Source organism: Simplicispira piscis, assembly GCF_054783455.1.
In genome coordinates, this window is the sequence record NZ_BAAGQN010000013.1 from 125797 (window position 1) to 143538 (window position 17742).

General features: G+C 65.8%; 17 protein-coding genes. 5 read left to right on the top strand and 12 right to left on the bottom strand.

What is annotated here, in order from left to right; genetic code table 11:
- Nucleotides 1-9 precede the first annotated feature (9 nt).
- Nucleotides 10-840: a creatininase family protein gene (locus tag ACYVOC_RS08010; protein ID WP_461161422.1), complete on the bottom strand. Its 831-nt coding sequence runs from the start codon at nucleotides 838-840 to the stop codon at nucleotides 10-12.
- Between the two features lie 213 nt (nucleotides 841-1053).
- Nucleotides 1054-2292: a multifunctional CCA addition/repair protein gene (locus ACYVOC_RS08015; protein WP_116005065.1), complete on the bottom strand. Its 1239-nt coding sequence runs from the start codon at nucleotides 2290-2292 to the stop codon at nucleotides 1054-1056.
- A gap of 61 nt (nucleotides 2293-2353) precedes the next feature.
- On the opposite strand from ACYVOC_RS08015, the gene ACYVOC_RS08020 reads away from it, so the two are divergent.
- Nucleotides 2354-2812 carry a hypothetical protein gene (locus ACYVOC_RS08020; protein ID WP_116005064.1) on the top strand — a complete coding sequence of 153 codons (459 nt, stop codon included), beginning with the start codon at nucleotides 2354-2356 and terminating at the stop codon, nucleotides 2810-2812.
- 8 nt (nucleotides 2813-2820) lie between these two features.
- On the opposite strand, the gene ACYVOC_RS08025 is transcribed toward ACYVOC_RS08020, so the two are convergent.
- The 3 genes from ACYVOC_RS08025 to ACYVOC_RS08035 form a co-directional block, all read right to left on the bottom strand.
- Complete coding sequence (locus ACYVOC_RS08025; protein WP_461161423.1) at nucleotides 2821-3504, bottom strand: glutathione S-transferase family protein; 684 nt, start codon at nucleotides 3502-3504, stop codon at nucleotides 2821-2823.
- Nucleotides 3505-3613: 109 nt separating this feature from the next.
- Nucleotides 3614-5296 carry an isovaleryl-CoA dehydrogenase gene (locus tag ACYVOC_RS08030; RefSeq protein WP_461161424.1) on the bottom strand — a complete coding sequence of 561 codons (1683 nt, stop codon included), beginning with the start codon at nucleotides 5294-5296 and terminating at the stop codon, nucleotides 3614-3616.
- The gene (locus ACYVOC_RS08035; RefSeq protein ID WP_461161425.1) at nucleotides 5293-6192 is read right to left on the bottom strand and encodes a PaaX family transcriptional regulator C-terminal domain-containing protein; all 900 of its coding nucleotides are present in this window, start codon (nucleotides 6190-6192) and stop codon (nucleotides 5293-5295) included. Before ACYVOC_RS08035 ends, ACYVOC_RS08030 begins: the two co-directional genes overlap by 4 nt.
- A 371-nt stretch (nucleotides 6193-6563) precedes the next feature.
- On the opposite strand from ACYVOC_RS08035, the gene ACYVOC_RS08040 reads away from it, so the two are divergent.
- Entirely contained in the window at nucleotides 6564-7097 is a 534-nt protein-coding gene (locus ACYVOC_RS08040; RefSeq protein ID WP_461161426.1) for a DUF924 family protein, read from the top strand.
- Between the two features lie 59 nt (nucleotides 7098-7156).
- Here ACYVOC_RS08040 and ACYVOC_RS08045 read toward each other — a convergent pair whose 3' ends face one another.
- Nucleotides 7157-7729 (bottom strand): 5-formyltetrahydrofolate cyclo-ligase, encoded by a 573-nt coding sequence (locus ACYVOC_RS08045; RefSeq protein WP_461161427.1) that lies wholly within the window; start codon nucleotides 7727-7729, stop codon nucleotides 7157-7159.
- 14 nt (nucleotides 7730-7743) lie between these two features.
- Between ACYVOC_RS08045 and ACYVOC_RS08050 the strand changes: the two genes are divergently transcribed.
- On the top strand, nucleotides 7744-9726 hold the full coding sequence (locus tag ACYVOC_RS08050; RefSeq protein ID WP_461161428.1) for a lytic transglycosylase domain-containing protein: 1983 nt from the start codon (nucleotides 7744-7746) through the stop codon (nucleotides 9724-9726).
- A gap of 120 nt (nucleotides 9727-9846) precedes the next feature.
- Entirely contained in the window at nucleotides 9847-10536 is a 690-nt protein-coding gene (locus ACYVOC_RS08055; protein ID WP_461161429.1) for a glutathione S-transferase family protein, read from the top strand.
- Between the two features lie 31 nt (nucleotides 10537-10567).
- On the opposite strand, the gene ACYVOC_RS08060 is transcribed toward ACYVOC_RS08055, so the two are convergent.
- The 3 genes from ACYVOC_RS08060 to ACYVOC_RS08070 form a co-directional block, all read right to left on the bottom strand.
- Complete coding sequence (locus ACYVOC_RS08060) at nucleotides 10568-11497, bottom strand: MBL fold metallo-hydrolase (protein ID WP_461161430.1); 930 nt, start codon at nucleotides 11495-11497, stop codon at nucleotides 10568-10570.
- Nucleotides 11498-11588: 91 nt separating this feature from the next.
- On the bottom strand, nucleotides 11589-13274 hold the full coding sequence (locus ACYVOC_RS08065; protein ID WP_461161431.1) for an AMP-binding protein: 1686 nt from the start codon (nucleotides 13272-13274) through the stop codon (nucleotides 11589-11591).
- 69 nt (nucleotides 13275-13343) lie between these two features.
- On the bottom strand, nucleotides 13344-14081 hold the full coding sequence (locus ACYVOC_RS08070; protein ID WP_116005054.1) for an FFLEELY motif protein: 738 nt from the start codon (nucleotides 14079-14081) through the stop codon (nucleotides 13344-13346).
- 53 nt (nucleotides 14082-14134) lie between these two features.
- Between ACYVOC_RS08070 and ACYVOC_RS08075 the strand changes: the two genes are divergently transcribed.
- Nucleotides 14135-15025 (top strand): esterase/lipase family protein, encoded by an 891-nt coding sequence (locus tag ACYVOC_RS08075; protein ID WP_461161477.1) that lies wholly within the window; start codon nucleotides 14135-14137, stop codon nucleotides 15023-15025.
- Nucleotides 15026-15047: 22 nt separating this feature from the next.
- Here ACYVOC_RS08075 and ACYVOC_RS08080 read toward each other — a convergent pair whose 3' ends face one another.
- Genes ACYVOC_RS08080 through ACYVOC_RS08090 form a run of 3 tightly spaced genes read right to left on the bottom strand, consistent with a single transcriptional unit; the run spans nucleotide 15048 to nucleotide 17701 of the window.
- The gene (locus ACYVOC_RS08080) at nucleotides 15048-15932 is read right to left on the bottom strand and encodes a LysR substrate-binding domain-containing protein (protein WP_116005052.1); all 885 of its coding nucleotides are present in this window, start codon (nucleotides 15930-15932) and stop codon (nucleotides 15048-15050) included.
- Between the two features lie 29 nt (nucleotides 15933-15961).
- Nucleotides 15962-16813, bottom strand: coding sequence for a formyltetrahydrofolate deformylase (gene purU, locus ACYVOC_RS08085; protein WP_116005051.1), 852 nt, complete (start codon nucleotides 16811-16813; stop codon nucleotides 15962-15964).
- Between the two features lie 39 nt (nucleotides 16814-16852).
- Nucleotides 16853-17701, bottom strand: coding sequence for a ChaN family lipoprotein (locus ACYVOC_RS08090; protein WP_461161432.1), 849 nt, complete (start codon nucleotides 17699-17701; stop codon nucleotides 16853-16855).
- Between the last annotated feature and the right edge of the window lie 41 nt (nucleotides 17702-17742).

Here is a 17742-nt window from a genome sequence, read left to right on the forward strand (position 1 = left end):
GAGCAAATCTCATTTTTGGGGGATGGTTGGCGAAGGGCCAGAATTGGTAGGCGCCTGCATGAGCGCATGCAAAGCGGCCACGCTGCTGTCCAAGATCAGATCCACGCCGATGTGCCCCAGTGCAGCCGTCGCGCGGCGCGGGTCGCCGTAGACGCCGCCTCGCTTGCCGGCCTGCGCTGCGGTGGTCAGTGCACCAGCGCGCACCAGCGCGGGGTCCACCGCCAGCGCCAGCGCCGTGTCGGCCAGGCCGGCATGGGTGCCGATTTCAGCACGGGTGAAGCCTTTGTCCAGCAAACCGGCCACGTAGAGCGATTGCGTGACCTGGTAATACTCGGCCAGCGCATGCACGCGGCAGCTGGGGTCGCTCGCCCACGCGCGGTTGAGGCGGTTGGCCACCCGCGCTTCGAGCGGCTGGTAGCCGCCGTGGTCACCCAGGAACACGACATGGCGAAAGCCGTGCTGTTTGAATGAGCGCGCAGCGCCCTCCAGCACGGCTTCAAAGGCGGCATCGGGAATCGAAATCGTGCCTGCAAAGCGCATGTGTGCCTGTGGCGGGTCAATGGAACCCTCCGGCACATAGGCCAGCACGGGCGCCACCAGCACACCCCCGGCGCGCTGCGCGATCTGCCCGGCCAGGAAGTGGACGCGCGCATTGTGTTTGCCCAGCACCATGTGTGGCCCACTCTGCTCGGTGCCGCCAATCGGCACCAACACGGTGGTGCTGCCCGCGGCGATGCGGCCCTGTAGCTCGGTCCACGTCAGGTCTTCGAGGTAGACGCTGGCCGATGGCACGTCAGCCGCCATCGCAGCACCAACGCCCAGGCTGCTGCAGGCCAGCACGATGAGCCAGGCGGCGTGCCGACATCCTGGCGCAGGCCTAGTACCGCCAGTGCGGACCGCTTTGGGGGAACCGAAAGGCAGGCAAAACCGGACAACGCGAAAGAAAAGCTGAGCGAGAAGGCGCATAAGTGCTTGATGGTACAAGCCCGCAGCGTGGGATCAGGCGCCTTTTTTGCACTCGCCACAGCGGCTGTGGTAGTTTTTTGGAATCGTTCAGGCCGCAAATACGGCGGCGATGGCGCGTACCCGCGCCGCGTGAATCTGCTCCCCTACCTGCGGCCCCTTGAAGCCGCGCGCTGCGGCTTCGGTCGCGATGGGGGCCGTGTCTACCGCGCGTGCTGCGGCCAAAGCGGCTAGCAGCCGTTCGCGCTGGGGGTAGGCCGACTCTTCGAAACCCAGCCGCCCGCGCGCATCGCATTCGCAGGCCAGCAGCACGTCTTCGAAGCGCGCTGGTTTGCGGATGGCATCGCAGCGCTCCAGCAAGCGCAAAAGCGCAGCAGGTGCCAGCTCGCCACTGCGGTGGATGTTGCCGTGCTCGCGCGCCACCACGTCGGCCAGCTCGCGGCAGTCGGTGGGTATGCGCAAGCGTTCGCACAGGCCCTTGAGCAGCTTTGCGCTGCGCTGTTCGTGGCCAATGTGGCGTGGCAGCATGTCCTGGGGCGTGGTGCCCTTGCCCAGGTCGTGCGTCAGGCAGGCAAAGCGCACGGCCAGCGGTGCCTGCAGACGCGCTGCCATGTCCAGCACCATCATCAGGTGGATGCCGGTGTCGATCTCGGGGTGGTATTCAGGGCGCTGGGGAACGCCCCACAGCCGGTCCACCTCGGGCAGTACCACCCTGAGCGCCCCGCAGGCGCGCAGTACGTCGAACATGCGTGAGGGCTTGTCTTCCATCAGCCCGCGCGCCAGCTCTTGCCACACACGCTCGGGCACCAGGTGGTCTGCCTCGCCGTTGTGCACCATGGAGCGCATCAGGGCCAGGGTTTCGGACGCCACGGTGAAGTCGGTGAACCGCGCCGCAAAACGTGCCACGCGCAGGATGCGCACCGGGTCGTCATGGAAGGCGCCGGTCACATGGCGCAGTACCTTGTCGCGCAGGTCGCGCGCACCGTTATAGGGGTCAAAAATGCCTGTAACGCCCGTCCATTCTGCGCTGGAAGCTATTGCATTGATAGTGAGATCGCGCCGCGAGAGGTCCTCTTCGAGCGTGACCTCGGGCGAGCTTTGCACTACAAACCCCCGGTAGCCGCGCCCGCTCTTGCGCTCGGTGCGCGCTAGCGCGTATTCCTCGTGCGTCTCGGGGTGCAGAAAAACCGGAAAGTCGCGCCCCACGGGCAGGTAGCCCAGGTCCAGCATCTGCTGCGGCGTGGCGCCTACCACCACCCAATCGTGGTCGTTCACGGGGCGGCCCAGCAGCCGGTCGCGCACAGCGCCCCCCACCATGTAGATTTGCATGCGGGCAGTGTAGTTACTATTCACGGCCCTTCAAGGCACCCATTGTCTCTGGAGTCCGCCCATGTCCTCATCGCCCCACATCACCATCGTTCAGCCCAACCTGGACGGCAGCCTGCCCATTCCCGTGCCGGCAGCGCCCTCGGCCACCGAGGCGGCTGCCGCGCAACTGCAGCAGCGCGCCGAGGCGCTGCAGGAGCAGCTCGAAGGTTTGCAGGAATTGCTGGCCAAACCCCTGAACGAAATCCTGGCCGATCGGGACAAGGCCCTGGAGGCCGCCAGCGCGTGGGACGCCTTCGGTGCCATGTGGATGCTGTCGCAGCGCGCCATGCGCCGCGTCGCCATGGACCTGGCCGCGCAGCAGGGCGTGAGCGAGGCCGACGTGGTGGCGCGCGCCATGCAGCACGCCAACGCAGTGCTCAACACCGAGGACGAAACCCTGGGCGGCTCCATCGCCCCCGCGCAGCTGGCGCATATCGCGCGGCACAAGCCGTTTTTGCGCAAGCAGTTCCGGCCGGGGTGAGTGGCGTTTCAGCGCTGGAGCCGATAAGGCTCCTCGAACGCCCGGAAGTCCTGCTCGGCCAGGGCGCCGTCGATCCAGGCCTTGGCACCGGGCAGTTTGCGCACGCGCTGCACGTAATCCTGGATGTGCGCAGGCAAGGGTAGACCGTAGCTGTGCAGGCGCATGCACACCGGGGCGTAGAAGGCGTCGGCGATGGTGAATGCGCCGAACAGCATCGGGCCGCCATGCTCTTCCAGCAGGCCACTCCACATGTCGACCAGGCGTTGCACATCGGCGCGCACGGCAGGCTTGTCGCGCCAGATCAGTGCGCCTTGCTGGGCCAGGTCGGCCTCGATGTTCATCGGGCAGGCACCGCGCAGGGCGGCAAAGCCGCTGTGCATTTCGGCGGTGATGCTGCGGGCCTGGGCGCGGGCCGCCTTGTCCTGGGGCCAGAGCTGTTTTTCGGGATAGGTTTCGGCCAAGTATTCGGCAATGGCCAGGGTGTCCCACACCGTCAGGTCGCCGTCGACCAGTACGGGTACCTTGCCGGTGGGCGAAATACCAGCCAGCGTGGCCTTGAATTGCGAGCTGGCGTCAAAGCTGTCAAAGCGGGCCAGCACTTCCTCGAAAGGGATGCCGGCCTGGCGCAGCAGCACCCAGGGGCGCATGGACCAGGAGGAGTAGTTCTTGTTGCCGATGTAGAGCTTGAGCATGGGGCACCTGCTGAAGAAAAAATGGACCGCGAAGGAGCGGCCCATTGTGCGGCAAGGTAGGCGGGGTGCGGCGCGCAGGGGACGGATGCCGCTGACCCGGCCAGGGTCTTCAGTCCAGCCGTGGCGTGGCGCGCTCGATGATGGCGGCCACATCCACCCCGCGCGGCAATGCGCCGTAGTTGAAGCTGCCTTGCGGCGCCAAGCGCGAGGCGCAGAACGCGTCGGCCACGAAGGCCGGGGCGCTGCGCACCAGCAGGGACGCCTGCAGCGCCAGGGCCATGCGCTCGACGACGTGGCGGGCGCGGTATTGCAGGTCGGCGGTGTCGGCAAATTCCTTGCCCAGATCGCGTACATGTTCGTCCAGCAAGCGGTTCTGGCCCTGGGTGTGGCGCAGTTCGGTGAAGAAGGCCTCCACCACTTCGGGGGTCTTGCCCATGGCGCGCAGCACGTCCAGGCACTGGATGTTGCCGCTGCCTTCCCAGATGGCGTTGACCGGCGATTCGCGGAACAGGCGCGGGAACATGCTGTCTTCCATCACGCCGCTGCCGCCGATGCACTCCATGGCCTCGTAGGCGTGGCCCGGCGTGCGCTTGCAGATCCAGTATTTGCCCACGGCGGTCACCAGGCGCACCAGCAAGTCTTCGTGGCGTTCTTCGCGGTGGTCGAGCGCGCGCGCCACGCGCATGGAGAGCGTCATTGCGGCCTCGCTCTCCAGCGCCAGGTCGGCCAGCACGTTCTGCATCAGCGGCTGTTGGTTGAGGCGCGCGCCAAAGGCGCTGCGGTGCGCGCAGTGGTGCAGCGCCTGCGACAGCGCCATGCGCATGCCCGCGCTCGAACCCACCATGCAGTCAAAGCGCGTCATGGCCACCATTTCGATGATGTTGCGCACGCCGCGCCCTTCCTCGCCCACCATCCAGGCCAGCGCGCCGCGCAGTTCGGTTTCGCTCGACGCATTGGAGGCGTTGCCCATCTTTTTCTTCAGGCGCAGCACCTGCATGGGGTTCTTGCTGCCGTCCGGGCGCCAGCGCGGCAGCAGGAAGCACGACAGGCCCTTGTCGGTGTGCGCCAGCACCAGGAAGGCGTCGCACATGGGGGCCGAGACGAAGTATTTGTGGCCCACCAGCTCATAAGCCTGGCCGGGGCCGCCTTGCGCCACGGGGTAGGCGCGTGTGCTGTTGGCCTGCACGTCCGATCCGCCCTGCTTCTCGGTCATGGCCATGCCAATGGTCACGCCCTGCTTTTGCTCGACCGGAATATTGCGCGGGTCGTACACGCGGGCGGTGATTTTGGGTTCCCACAAGGCAGCCAGATCGGGTTGGAGGCGCAGCGCCGGAATGGCGGCAAAGGTCATGGTGATGGGGCAGCCGTGGCCGGCCTCCACCTGGGCTTGCAGGTAGTTGCCAGCGGCACGCGCCACGTGGGCGCCGCCCTTGGGGTCGGTCCAGGGCGAGGAATGCAAACCGTGCTCGATCGCCGTGCCCATGAACTGGTGGTAGGCCGGGTGGAATTTGACCAGGTCGATGCGGTTGCCAAAGCGGTCGTGTGTTTCCAGCTCGGGTTGGAACTTGTTGGCTAGGTTGCCCTGCTCCAGGTAGTCGGCCGAACCGGTGAGCTGGCCGAACCGGTGCAGCTCGGCGTCGGCCCAGGCCGCGCCCTCGCGCTGCACGGCTTCGCGCAGCGCGGTGTCCTGGGCGTACATGTTGTAGTTGGCGAGCTCGCAGGAGACGTTCTCGACCACATGGGTGTTGGCCAGGTAGCGGGTGTTCAGGGTGGTGTCGTCAAGGGCGTTCATGGTGTTGTCTCCGGAGTGAAATCATGTCGGTTGTCTATCGCGCCGCAAGCCACCCGCAGCCGCGCCTTGCGGGGCGCTGTGTCGGGGGTGGGCAGGGTGTCGTAGAAGCGGTTCCAGATAGCGCGGCCCGCCGCGTCGAAGGCGTGCACGCTGTGGATGAAAGCCTGGCGCAGCGCACCGTCCACCATGGGCTCGGGCAGCAGCGGGTCGTAGACGAGCTGGCGGATGGCCGCACCGCCGAGAAAGAAGGATTCGCGTGCGGCCTGTGGCGTGGGCAGGTGCGCCGCACCGGCCAGCCAGGCCTCGAGGCGCTGTTGCGTGGCGCGGTAGGCGCGGTTGAGGGCGGCGCCGTCCCACAGCAAGTCCACCGCGGCTTCGGTCGCCGCGTCGAGCGAGGTGCAGCCGCAGACCACGGCCTGTGGCTCCAGCCCCAGCGTGTGCAGACGCTCGCGGATGGCGGCTATGTCCTGCTCGATGTTGTCAGGGCGCAGGTAAAGGTCGCGCTGCAGCTCGGCAAATCCCAGCAGGTGCAGGGCGCGCTCGCGCTGTTGGGTGGCGCTGCGGTCGCTGCGTGCCAGTGCGCCGCAGTGCACGGCCACGTATTGCCCGTTCCAGGGGCGCAGGCGCTGTTCGGCGTGGCGCCAGTTCGCCACATCCCGCGCCAGGCTGCGCGCCGCCGGGCCCAGGCGGTAGGCGCCGCGCTCGGTGGTCAGCACCATGTCCTGCGCGGCCAACCGCGCCAGGGTTACGCGCACATGGTTTTCGCTGAGACCGAACACCGCGCATGCGGCCACGGCATGGCTGACGGGCAGCGGCTCGTCGCCGCTGGCCAACAGCAACTCGAGCAGCAGGTGCTTGGGCTGTACCTTGGGTTCGGGTGTGCGGCAGGAAGGCATGGCGGTAAATATTACACAAATAATATGAAATTGCAATTATGTGTAATGAAGCAGCACAAACCTCAGCGGTCCATCCTCCGGCGCGGTGCTGTCTGCTCTGTCCGAAGCGACGGCAGCCGCGCCAAAACCACCATCACCTGCGTGAACCCATCGGGTGCATGCGGGCTGCAGAAGCTGCAGGCAAACTACTGTCGGCCGCTAGCAACCGGCCTTCACGGAAGCTGGGATGGTTCCATTGCCGCTTCGCCTGCCATGGCTCTGCTAACTTCAGGCTTTTTTGGCCTCTGGCGCTTTCGCAGTAAGCGTAGCAAGCTATTATTTTGAAAGCGTTGCGCAGCCTCTCTTGCGTAGCGAGAGCGTAGGAATCGGAAATGTTGGAAGAGATACTGACCTTTTGGTTTAAGGAAATTGATCAAGACCAGTGGAGGTGTTTTGATCCGTCCTTCGATGCCTTGTTAAGGAAGCGCTTTGGGGATGTCCTGCAACAAGCCGCTGCTGGCGAGTTGTTCGTCTGGCGTGGAACCGCCAGAGGGCGTTTGGCCGAAATTGTCGTGTTGGACCAGTTCTCACGGAATATTTACCGCGGCACGCCGTTGGCCTTTGCCCAGGACTCGATGGCGCTGGCCTTGGCGCAGGAAGCAGTGTCGGCAGGCCTTCTGTTCAAACTCGGTGCAGAGGAATGCGGCTTCCTCCTCATGCCTTACATGCACAGCGAGTCCCGGGTCATTCACGTACAGGCTGAAACTTTGTTCCAACAGCATGCGCCGTCTCGGTACGAACCTGAACTGCGGCACAAGGCCATCGTCGATCGCTTTGGGCGCTATCCCCACCGGAACAAGATACTGGGCCGCGTCTCTACGGCAGAAGAAATTGAATTCCTCAAATTACCGGGGTCCAGCTTCTAGCTCTGAATAACCCAAAGCGCAAGACCGTGCCAGCTTGCCGCAGCAGCCCAGCGGGCGCCCTACACAGGCCACACCACCCCGTTGTCGTTGAGGATGCCGTCCAGCGGCAGGTCGTGTGGCTCGGGCTCAAAGTCGTCCAGATAGCCTTGGGTGTAGCCCAGCCCCACCGTAAAGGGGCGGGGCTGCAGCGTGGCCAGGGTGCGGTCGTAGAAGCCACCGCCGTAGCCCAGCCGGTAGCCGCCTGGCCCATAGCCCACGCAGGGCACGAAGAGCAGTGTGGGCACGATCAGCTCGGTGCCCTTGGGTTTGGGGATGCCGTAGGCGTCCTCTTCCATCTCGCAACCGGGGTACCAGGCGTGGAAGGTCAGCGTCTTGTGCTGCTTGTTCACCACCGGCAGGCCAATGCGGCGCAACTGCGATTCATCGAGCAGTTCTCCGTCTTCCTTCCAGCGGTGCAATGCGGGCAGGGGGTCGAATTCGCCCTTGATCGGCCAGTAGGCACCGATCACGCTATCGGGGCGCCCGATCAGCCAGATGCGCATGGCCTGTTGTAACAAGTCGGCGCGCTGTAGGCGGTCGGGCATGTTCAAGCGTTGTTCCACCAGAGTGCGCCGCAGGGCTGCTTTGTCCATCACATAATCCCCCAATGTATTCACTGAAGATTCTGACACCGCTTCTGGCCTGTGCGTGGCTGGCATTGGGAACGCCCCCGGCGCAGGCACAAAACCGTGCCGATGATGCCGTGCTGGAGATGCAGCAGGCCTTTCGCAAGGGTGACCGCAAAAAGCTCGAACAGCTCCTGCCCACCGTGCGCGGCCATGCGCTGGAACCCTGGGCGGCCTACTGGACGCTCAAGGCCCGGCTGAACGAGGCCACCGACGCCGAGGTGCAGGCCTTTCTGCAGCGCTACGCTGGCTCCTACCAGGAAGACCGCCTGCGCAACGACTGGCTGCTGCTGCTGGGCCAGCGTCGCGACTGGGCGCAGTTTGCCGCTTACCACCCCCAGTACCGCATGCAGGACGACCGCGAGGTGCGCTGCTATGCCTTGCTGGTCGATCAGATCAAAGGCACAGCCCCGGCCAACGCCGGTGACGATGTGCAGAAAGCCTGGTTTGCGCTGCGCGATGCCGACGATGGCTGCACCCATGCGGCCAGCCAGTTCTATACCGACCGCAAGATCAGCGCCCTGGATGTCTGGCGCAAGGCCCGCCTGGCGGTCGAGGCCAACCGCCCCCGCGCCGCGCGCAATGCCGTCGAAATTGTGGCGCCCGAGTCGTTGGACAAGATGCGCGAACTGCTCGATGCGCCGACCAAATACCTGCGCGCCCATTCCACGGCGGGCGGCAAGGTGCGCCAGGAACTGGTGTTGCTCGCGCTCATCAAGCTGGCCACCAGCGATGTCGATGCCGCAGTCGCGCAGCTTGACAGCAAATGGGGCGTGCACCTCTCACCCGAAGAACGCAACTGGGCCTGGGGCGTGATGGGCAAGGCGGCGGCGCAGCGGCTCTCCTCCGACGCGCCCGGCTACTTTGCCAATGTGACCCGTGACACCGACTTGAGCGACGACCAGCTCGCCTGGAAGGTGCGCGCTGCGCTGCGCGCAGGGCAGTGGACCGTGGTGCGCAAGGCAGTCGACGCCATGAGCGAAGAAGCCCGCCAGGACAGCACCTGGGTGTACTGGAAAGCCCGCGCCCTGCTGGCTGGCCGGCCCCAGGAGGCCGAGCGCGCACAGGCGCAGCGGCTGCTGCAGAACATTGCCGGAACGCGTGGTTTTTATGAGCAGCTGGCGCTCGAAGAATTGGGCCAGCGCGTCACGCTGCCCCCCGCGCCCGCGCCCCTGACCGACGAGGAAAAGGCCGCCGCCAAAGCCAACCTGGGCCTGAACCGGGGGCTGTACGCGATCTTGATGGGCTTGCGATCCGAGGGCGTGCGCGAGTGGAACTACACCACCAACCTGCACGACAACGGCGGCATGTCCGACCGCGCCCTGCTGGCCGCCGCCGACTTCGCCTGCCAGCAGCAGGTGTGGGACCGCTGCATCAACACCAGCGAACGCACGCGCAGCCTGATCGACATGCAGCAGCGCTTTCCCATGCCGTTCCAGAGCGCCGTGGTCGAGCGTGCCCAGGCCATCGGGCTGGATCCGGCCTATGTGTACGGCCTGATCCGGCAGGAAAGCCGCTTCATCATGGACGCGCGCTCGCACGTCGGTGCCTCAGGCCTGATGCAGGTGATGCCGGCCACCGCCCGCTGGACCGCCAAAAAGATCGGCCTGACCGATTTCCGGCCCGAGCAGCTCAACCAGCGCGACACCAACATCGCCATCGGCACGGCCTACCTCAAGCTGGCGCTGGACGACTTTGCCGGCTCCATGCCCCTGGCTGCCGCCGCCTACAACGCAGGCCCTGGCCGTCCGCGCAACTGGCGCAACGGCGCCGTGCTCGACGCCGCCATCTGGGCCGAGAACGTGCCCTTTGCCGAGACGCGCGACTACGTGAAGAAGGTGCTGGCCAACACCACCAACTACGCGGCGCTCATCACGGGCCAGCCCCAGTCGCTCAAAAGCCGCCTGGGCACCATCGGTCCGCGCAAAACGGCGGAGCCCGAGGCGAACAAGGACTTGCCTTGAGGTTTTGATGTTTTTGGCCTCTAGCGCTTATGGGGTAAGCGCTAGCAGCTATTTTTAGCATAGCAAATGCATTGCAGCGCAGGCCAGCGCCTTGCCGGGTTTCTGCCTAAGATGGCGACCATGCTCACCGTTCACCACCTTGAAACCTCGCGCTCGCAGCGCATCCTCTGGCTTTTGGAAGAACTGGGCGTGCCCTACGAGCTCAAGGTCTATGCGCGCGACCCGCGCACCCGCCTCGCGCCGGCGGCGCTGCGCAAGGTGCACCCGCTGGGCAAGTCGCCCGTCATTACGGACAAGGGCGAGACGATTGCCGAGTCGGGCGCCATCATCGAATACCTGGTGGAAACCTATGGCGCCAGCGCCACGGGGGACATGGCCCACCTGCAGCCCGCGCCCGGCACGCCCGAGCACCGGCGCAGCCGCTTCTGGATGCACTACGCCGAGGGCTCGCTGATGAATTGGCTGGTGATGAAGCTGGTGTTTGTCAGCATTCCGGGCCAGCCCATGCCCTTTTTCGCCAAGCCGATTGCACGGGCCTTGTGCGCCAAAGTGCAGCAGCAGCTCATCGATCCCAATGTTGAAGCAGGCCTGGCCTATATGGAAGACCACCTGGGCCGCCACCGCTGGTTTGCGGGTGAGCACCTGAGCATGGCGGATTTTCAGATGAGTTTTGCCGTCGAGGCAGCGCTCTCACGCGGCGCCAAGGCGGCCGAACGCCCCCATTTGCAGGCCTACTGCGCGCGCATGCAAGCCCGGCCTGCGTACCAGCGCGCCATCCAGAAAGGCGGGCCGGTGGTGATGGCAATGTGAGCCTGGCCTTGGTACCCAGCGACTTGCCGGGTCAGAGGTTGATGAGCAGATCGCCCTCGCGCCGTGCCGCGCCGGAGCGCACCAGTTCATTCATCAGCCCTTCCAGCCATTCGCTCTGGCTGCGATCACTGAAATGCCGTTCGTGCATAGCGCCGAAGTAGGGTGTGGCATCGGTCCAGGCGCGCAGGTCCGTCACCGAGATTTCTTGCCATTCGAGCAGCTTGTACTTGAGCAGCACCTTGGCCGCGTAGAGCGCGTGTTTGAGCGGTTGCTGCACAAAACCATCGAGCCGCTTGCGCGCTACGCCCAGAGCACGCGGGGCGTCGTGGAACACCGGGCCGTGGCCGGGGATGACGGTGCATGGCGCCAACTTCTCGATCAGGTCGAGGGTGTCTGACACCTCGGCGAAGGCCTGCGCACCCTCCAGTTCAGGGAAGACCACGCCAAAGCCGTTTTCCCACAGCGCATCGGCCGAGATCAGGATGCGGTCTTGCGGCTCGAACAACACGACCGAATGCGGGTCGTGCCCCGGGGCGGCATGCACCTGCCAGGGTGTGTCGCCCAGCAGCACCTCGGTGTCCGGCTCCAGCACCGCGTCGCAGCGGAACTGCGGGCATTCCTGGCCCGTGGGGGTGTAGCTCAGAGCGTAGGGGTCCCAATGGCGCACATGCTCGGCCTGCCCGGGAGGGATGGCGGTCTGCACACCAGGCCAGGCCGCCTGCAGCGCGGCGTTGCCGCCGCAGTGGTCGCTGTGCAGGTGGGTGTTGAGGATGCGCGTGAGCGGTTGCTCGCCCAGGGCTGAATGCACCAGTGCCACGGTTTGCGCAGCATGGCTGCAGTAGCCCGTATCCACCAGCGCATTGCCCGAACGTTTTCCCATGAACAGGATGTTGTTGGACGACAGCCAGCCGCGTTCAAAAACAGTGATTTCGGGCGGTAGCGTAGGAACAGTATGCGTCATAGGCTATTGAATAGAGAGTGAATCCATGGGCGCGGCCCAGGCCAGCGACCGCCGCGCAAGGGCCGCCAAGCCGTTCAAGCGGCGCAGCCGCTTAGGGGGTTGTCCTCAGCTCGCGCCGCAGGATTTTGCCGACATTGGTCTTGGGCAGGTCGTCGCGGAATTCGATGTACTTGGGCCGCTTGTAGCCGGTGAGGTTGTCGTGGCAGTAGCGCACCACATCGTCCTCGGTCAGTGCCGGGTCGCTGCGCACCACAAACACCTTCACGGCCTCGCCTTGCTTCTCATCGGCGATGCCCACGGCAGCGCATTCGAGCACGCCGGGGCAGGTAGAGATGACGTTCTCGATTTCGTTCGGGAAGACGTTGAAACCGCTGACCAGGATCATGTCCTTCTTGCGGTCGATGATGCGGGTGAAGCCCTCGGCGTCCATGATGCCGATATCTCCCGTGCGCATGAAGCCGTCTTGCGTGAAGGCCTTGGCATTCTCTTCGGGCTGGTTGTAATAGCCCGGGGTGACGTTGGGGCCGCGGATGCAGATTTCGCCCGATTCGCCCTGGGGCACGCTGTTGCCAGCGTCGTCCTTGATGGCGATGTCGATGCCAGGCAGCGGCAAGCCAATGTTGCCGCTGAACTCGGTGTTGTTCACCGGGTTGTTGGTGCCGATGGCGCAGGTCTCGCTCATGCCCCAGCCTTCGATCATGGTGTGGCCGGTCACCTTTTGCCACTGCTGCGCCGTGCCCTCGGACGCTGCCATGCCGCCGGCCTGCGAGACGCACAGGTGCGAGAAGTCGAGCGCCCGGAATTGGGCGTTCTGCAGCAGCGCGTTGAACAGCGTGTTCACTGCGGGCAGCATGTGGAAGGGGCGTTTTTTCAGTGTTTCGACAAACTTTGGGATGTCGCGCGGGTTGGGGATCAATGTCAGGTGGGAGCCCTGGCGGATGGCCAGCAGGCACAGCGTGAGCGCGAAGATGTGGTACAGCGGCAGCGCCGCGATATTGTTGGCCTTGGACAGGTCGCCCATCTTTGCCAGCGCCGGGGTGAACCAGGCCTCGGCCTGCAGCGTGGCGGCAACGATGTTGCGGTGCGTGAGCACCGCGCCCTTGGACAGGCCCGTGGTGCCGCCGGTGTATTGCAAAAATGCGATGGAGTCGAGGTTGGCCGGGCTGGGCTGCAGGCTGCGGCGCGCGCCCAGGGCCAGCGCCTTCTTGAAGCTGACCACCTTGCGCCCCTGGGACAGGGGCAGGCCGTAGGCCGGGACCATCTTGGCCAGGTGGCGCACGGCAAAGGTAATCCATTGGCCATACCAAAAGCCCAGCAGGTCGCCCATGGAGGCCATGACCACATGCTGCACGCCGGTGCGGTCGATGACCTCGGACAGCGTGTGGGCGAAGTTCTCCAGGATGACGATGGCAGTGGAGCCCGAGTCCTTGAGCTGGTGCTCCAGCTCGCGCGCGGTGTAGAGCGGGTTGACGTTGACGCAGGTGTAGCCCGCGCGCAGCACGGCGGCCATGGTCACGGCGAACTGCGGGATATTGGGCAGCATGATGGCCACGCGCGCACCGGGCTCCAGCCCCTGGCCTTGCAGCCAGGCCCCCAGCGCGGCGCTGAGGCGGTCGAGCTCGCGGTACGACATCCAGCGCTCCATGCACACCGAGAAGGGGTTGGCTGCATGCGTACGCATCGCCTCTTCCAGCAGGTGTGCGGCCGAGCGGTACTGCTCGGGTTGCACGTCGTGGGGTACGCCTGCGGGGTAATTCTTCAGCCAGATCTTGTCCATGCGTGGTTCAACCGTCAAAAAGGGTGAGAGAGGTGGGGCACCATTGTTCAAGCAAGCGGATGCTTGCCGTTATCGGGCTTGTCCTAGGGTGGTGGCCAGTTCGGTCGCGCAGGCGACAGCGGGGGCGTCGAACATGGTCTGCATCAGTTGTGCCTCGCGCTCGTGCACCGTGGACAAAAATTGCTCGACCGCGCCGCGCTGGCGTGCCAGGGCGCCAAAGGTGTCAAAGCCTGTTTCCAGAAAATGCTGCAGCGCGCCCAGGCCCGCCGCCTGCGCGGGCTTGCGCATCATGCGCAGCATGGTGCGCAGGCCGGGCATGCGCGTGAGGCGTGTCAGGTCTTTGCCGATGGCGAGCACGCTATCGAGTTGCTGGTGGCGCGCATGGCGCTCGCCCACGGCGCGCCAGGCTGCCACATAGCGTGCGGCATCGGGCGTGCTGGCAAGGGTGAGCCAGACGCGCCCCATGGCCTGGTCGAGATGCTCCGTTTGAGCATGCAGCACGCCCAGCGAGACGGCGGTCTGCACCACGGGCTTGGGGAACACCGTCTGCAGCGTGCCCGCGATGCGGCCAAACTGGTCGTCGCGGGCGGTGAAGTCGCCCGGGCTGTACAGCTCATCGAGAAAAAAGCGCGTGGCCGGCTCCACCATGGGGTTGGCCATGAGGTCGGCATAGGTGCCCATGAAGCGGCGGGACTGCAGTTGCTTGACCTCCAGCACCGCCTGGGCGAGTGCCGGGTCGCTCTGGCGGCTCAGGCGCAGGGCGGTCACGTCGGCGATGCAATTGCGGATGGTTTCAGCAGCGTCCATGGGCTCGGGTCAGGTTGCACAATGTGTCTTTCATTAGACCACTGCGCCACGCCATGATTGCCCGCCTGCAAACCCTTCTGACCCTGGGCATCGTGCTCGGCAACCTGGCCTGGCTGCTTGTCGTCTGGCCGCATTCGCCCGCATGGGCCTTGGGCGGCTTGGCGCTGGGCTGGCTGTTCTTTGGCCTGGTGATGGGCCTGCAGTTCATGCTGATGCACCACACCAACCGCGACGACCCGGCCCCGCGCGCCCGTGTGACCCAGGTCTGGCGTGCCTGGTGGCGCGAGCTGGGTGTGGCGCTGGCGGTGTTTTGCTGGCGCCAGCCGTTTCGTAGCCAGTCGGTGCCCGACTGGCTACCGGGCGCGCCCACCGGGCGGCGTGGCGTGGTGCTGGTGCACGGCTTTGTGTGCAACCGGGGCCTGTGGCTGCCGTGGATGGAGCGCCTGCGCGCCAGCGGCCACGCTTACGTGGCCGTCAACCTGGAGCCGGTATTCGGCTCGATCGACGACTATGCGCCCCTGGTGGAGGACGCTGTGCGCCGCGTGACCGCAGCCACCGGCATGGCGCCGCTGCTCATCGGGCACAGCATGGGGGGCTTGGCCATCCGTGCCTGGCTGCGCACGTACCAGTCCGACACACGCATGCACCACGCCATCACCCTGGGTACGCCGCATGGGGGCACCTGGGCCGGACGTTTCTCGCGTGCGGTCAATGGCCGGCAGATGGCGCTGTATGGCGATTGGGTGGGTGCGCTGGGCGGCGCCGAGCCGCCGGGGCGTGCGGCGCTGTTTACCTGCTGGTATTCCAACTGCGACAACATCGTCTTCCCGGCCAGCACAGCAGCGCTGCCGGGCGCCAGCCACCGCTTGATCGAGGGTGTGCCCCATGTAGAAATGGCCTGCCATCCCACGGTGGTGCAGGCTTGCCTGGAGGCACTGGCGTAGCTGGAGACGAAGATTGTGAGGATCAAATCACAGTTTTGTGCAGCCACTCGGCAAAGGCAGCGCATTCCCAGCGGTCCATGGTGCCGGTGCGCCAGCACAGGTAGTGCGCGTGGGGGCTGGGCACGTCGGTGTCGAACAGGCGCACCAGGGTGCCGTTCTCGATCCAGGGCGCACCCAGCTTGAGCCGTACCAGGGCCACGCCCATGCCGGCGGCGGCGGCGTCGCACATCAGGCCTACGTCGTTGAACTGCGAGCCCTCGCGCGGTTCGGGCCAGTCCAGGCCCACGGCCGAAAACCAGGTGCGCCAGGGCTCCAGGGGGCTGCGCAGCAGGGTGCCCACGTCCAGTTCATCGGGCCGCTCGAACGGGCCGTGCTCGCGCAGCCAGGCCGGTGATGCCAGGGGCGTGACCACATCGCGTGCGATTTCGGCGTGCTCCAGGTCGGCGTAGTGGCCGGTGCCAAAGCGCACGGTCAGGTCGGCATCTTCGGCGACCACGTCCAGCAGGGGGATGGAGATCTGCAGCGCCAGGTCGATCTCGGGGTACACCTCGGTGAACTGGCGCAGCCGGGGGATCAGGATGACGCGCGCAAACGTGGGCGTCACGGCCAGCTTCAGGCGCCGTTTGCCGGGGGTGCCGGTCATGCCTGGAAACCGCTGCAGCGCGCCCAGGCCTTCGCGCACATGGGCCAGGTAGGCAATGCCGTCGGTGGTGAGGGAGAAATCAGCCCGGCCAAACAGCTGCGTGCCCAGGATTTGCTCCAGCTGCTTGACACGGTGGCTGACCGCGCTTGGCGTGACGCACAACTCGTCGGCTGTGAGCGTGACGCTGCGCAGACGGGCCAGGGCCTCGAAGGTCAGCAGGCACTGGATGGGCGGAATGCGCCGTGCCCCGCTGCTGGTTGTCATGGGAGAAGAGCCCATGGTGGCAGACGGCCTTAGCGGAAGACCACGGTCTTATGGCCGTTGAGCAGCACGCGGTGCTCGCTGTGCCACTTCACGGCGCGGGCCAGCACCTGGCTTTCAGTGTCGCGGCCCCGGGCGGTCAGGTCCTCCACGGTGTCGGTGTGGTCGGCGCGGGCTACGTCTTGCTCAATGATCGGGCCTTCGTCCAGGTCGGCCGTCACGTAGTGCGCTGTGGCGCCGATCAGTTTGACGCCCCGGTCATGCGCCTGGTAGTAGGGTTTGGCGCCCTTGAAGCTGGGCAGAAAGCTGTGGTGGATGTTGATGGCACGACCCGCCAATTTGGTGCACAGGTCATTGGACAGCACCTGCATGTAGCGCGCCAGCACCACCAGTCCGGCATCCTCGGCTTCGATGATGTCGTACTGCCGTGCCTCGGCCTGGGCCTTGGTGGCTGCCGTCACGGGGATGTGGTGGAAGGGGATGTTGTAGCTGGCAGCGAGCTGGTAGAAGTCGCGGTGGTTGCTGACGATGGCGCGAATGTCCACCGGCAGCAGGCCTGACTTCCAGCGGAACAGCAGGTCGTTGAGGCAATGGCCTTCGCGGCTGACCATGATCACGGTGCGCAGCGGTTCGGCTGTGGCGTGCAGGTTCCAGCGCATCTGGTGTGGTTCGGCAAAGGCCTGCAGGCGCTCGCGCAGCGTGGCCTGGTCGTGGCGGTCGCAGGCAAATTGCACGCGCATGAAGAACAGGCCGGTGTCGTGGTCGTTGAACTGGGCGGCTTCTTCGATGTTGCCGCCGTGCTCCAGCAAAAAGCCGGAAACAGCGTGCACCAGCCCCAGTCGGTCGGGGCAGGAGAGGGTGAGAACGTAGGCGGGGAGTTTCATAGCAGCGCCATTGTCGCAGCACCGCCCGAGCGTGCGTGCTCAGCGTGCTGGCGCGGGTTGCCAGCGCTCGCGCAGGGTGGCGCAGGCATCGTCGGGCGGCAGGCTGGGCGTCTGCTGTACCAGATGCGCTGCGTTTTTGATAGCTGGTTCCGCTGTTCCAGCATGCGCTATGACCACTTTTTGCTTGATATTTTCAGGCAGGTGCAGCGGCACACCCAGGCCGCGCTCGACATGGCCTGCGCCCGCCACCAGCAGCACCACTTGGCCGCTGTGCAGGGCAGATGCGACGGTGCGGGCCATGTTCAGGTCGCGTGCCACTTGTACGCGCACCATGCCCGGGATACGGCTCTCGGGCAGCAGGCCGCAGTGGCCGTCGCGCACGGCCTGCTGCTGGCGTGCCCGCTGGGCGGGGGTGAGCAAGGCGTCGAGTGGGGTCTGGTCCAGCGTGGCGCGCAATGTGCTGCGGGGCAGGTTGCCGCCCAGCACGGGCACTCCGGCGCGTACGGCTGCCATGACCACGGGGCCATACGCAGACCAGGGCCAGGCGTTTGTGTCCCAGGCGAGGGCCGTTTGCACCTGCGCTTCGTCAGCGCCGGACGCCAGCGCACGGGTGTCGTGGCCTTGTTCGGCCATCTCGATGACCAGGGCGGCCAGCAGTCCGCGTTCGGCCAGCCAGGCCACAGCCTGCCGCTCCAATTGCTGGTGCTGCGGAGCATCGTGTTTTTCGCCCAGCAGCAGCACATCTGTGGGCAGCAGGGTCTGCAGAACGCCGGGCCAGGGGGGTGTGGGCGGCGAAGCCGTGCGCAGTGCGCAGCCGGAGGCCAACACCAGCAGCGCCAGGAGGGCGGTGTGGCGGCGCCAGCGAGGGAGAAGCGGAAGAGACAGCATGGCTGCGCATGCTACGCGCACCGGGCCGGGCCTGGCGTTTA

Bases quoted from the DNA above. Each gene is read 5' to 3' on its own strand.
- ACYVOC_RS08015 (WP_116005065.1), bottom strand. From the start codon at position 2,292: ATGCAAATCTACATGGTGGGGGGCGCTGTGCGCGACCGGCTGCTGGGC.
- ACYVOC_RS08025 (WP_461161423.1), bottom strand. From the start codon at position 3,504: ATGCTCAAGCTCTACATCGGCAACAAGAACTACTCCTCCTGGTCCATG.
- ACYVOC_RS08075 (WP_461161477.1), top strand. From the start codon at position 14,135: ATGATTGCCCGCCTGCAAACCCTTCTGACCCTGGGCATCGTGCTCGGC.
- ACYVOC_RS08020 (WP_116005064.1), top strand. From the start codon at position 2,354: ATGTCCTCATCGCCCCACATCACCATCGTTCAGCCCAACCTGGACGGC.
- purU (WP_116005051.1), bottom strand. From the start codon at position 16,813: ATGAAACTCCCCGCCTACGTTCTCACCCTCTCCTGCCCCGACCGACTG.
- ACYVOC_RS08030 (WP_461161424.1), bottom strand. From the start codon at position 5,296: ATGAACGCCCTTGACGACACCACCCTGAACACCCGCTACCTGGCCAAC.
- ACYVOC_RS08050 (WP_461161428.1), top strand. From the start codon at position 7,744: ATGTATTCACTGAAGATTCTGACACCGCTTCTGGCCTGTGCGTGGCTG.
- ACYVOC_RS08055 (WP_461161429.1), top strand. From the start codon at position 9,847: ATGCTCACCGTTCACCACCTTGAAACCTCGCGCTCGCAGCGCATCCTC.
- ACYVOC_RS08070 (WP_116005054.1), bottom strand. From the start codon at position 14,081: ATGGACGCTGCTGAAACCATCCGCAATTGCATCGCCGACGTGACCGCC.
- ACYVOC_RS08060 (WP_461161430.1), bottom strand. From the start codon at position 11,497: ATGACGCATACTGTTCCTACGCTACCGCCCGAAATCACTGTTTTTGAA.
- ACYVOC_RS08080 (WP_116005052.1), bottom strand. From the start codon at position 15,932: ATGACAACCAGCAGCGGGGCACGGCGCATTCCGCCCATCCAGTGCCTG.
- ACYVOC_RS08035 (WP_461161425.1), bottom strand. From the start codon at position 6,192: ATGCCTTCCTGCCGCACACCCGAACCCAAGGTACAGCCCAAGCACCTG.
- ACYVOC_RS08065 (WP_461161431.1), bottom strand. From the start codon at position 13,274: ATGGACAAGATCTGGCTGAAGAATTACCCCGCAGGCGTACCCCACGAC.
- ACYVOC_RS08040 (WP_461161426.1), top strand. From the start codon at position 6,564: ATGTTGGAAGAGATACTGACCTTTTGGTTTAAGGAAATTGATCAAGAC.
- ACYVOC_RS08090 (WP_461161432.1), bottom strand. From the start codon at position 17,701: ATGCTGTCTCTTCCGCTTCTCCCTCGCTGGCGCCGCCACACCGCCCTC.
- ACYVOC_RS08045 (WP_461161427.1), bottom strand. From the start codon at position 7,729: ATGGACAAAGCAGCCCTGCGGCGCACTCTGGTGGAACAACGCTTGAAC.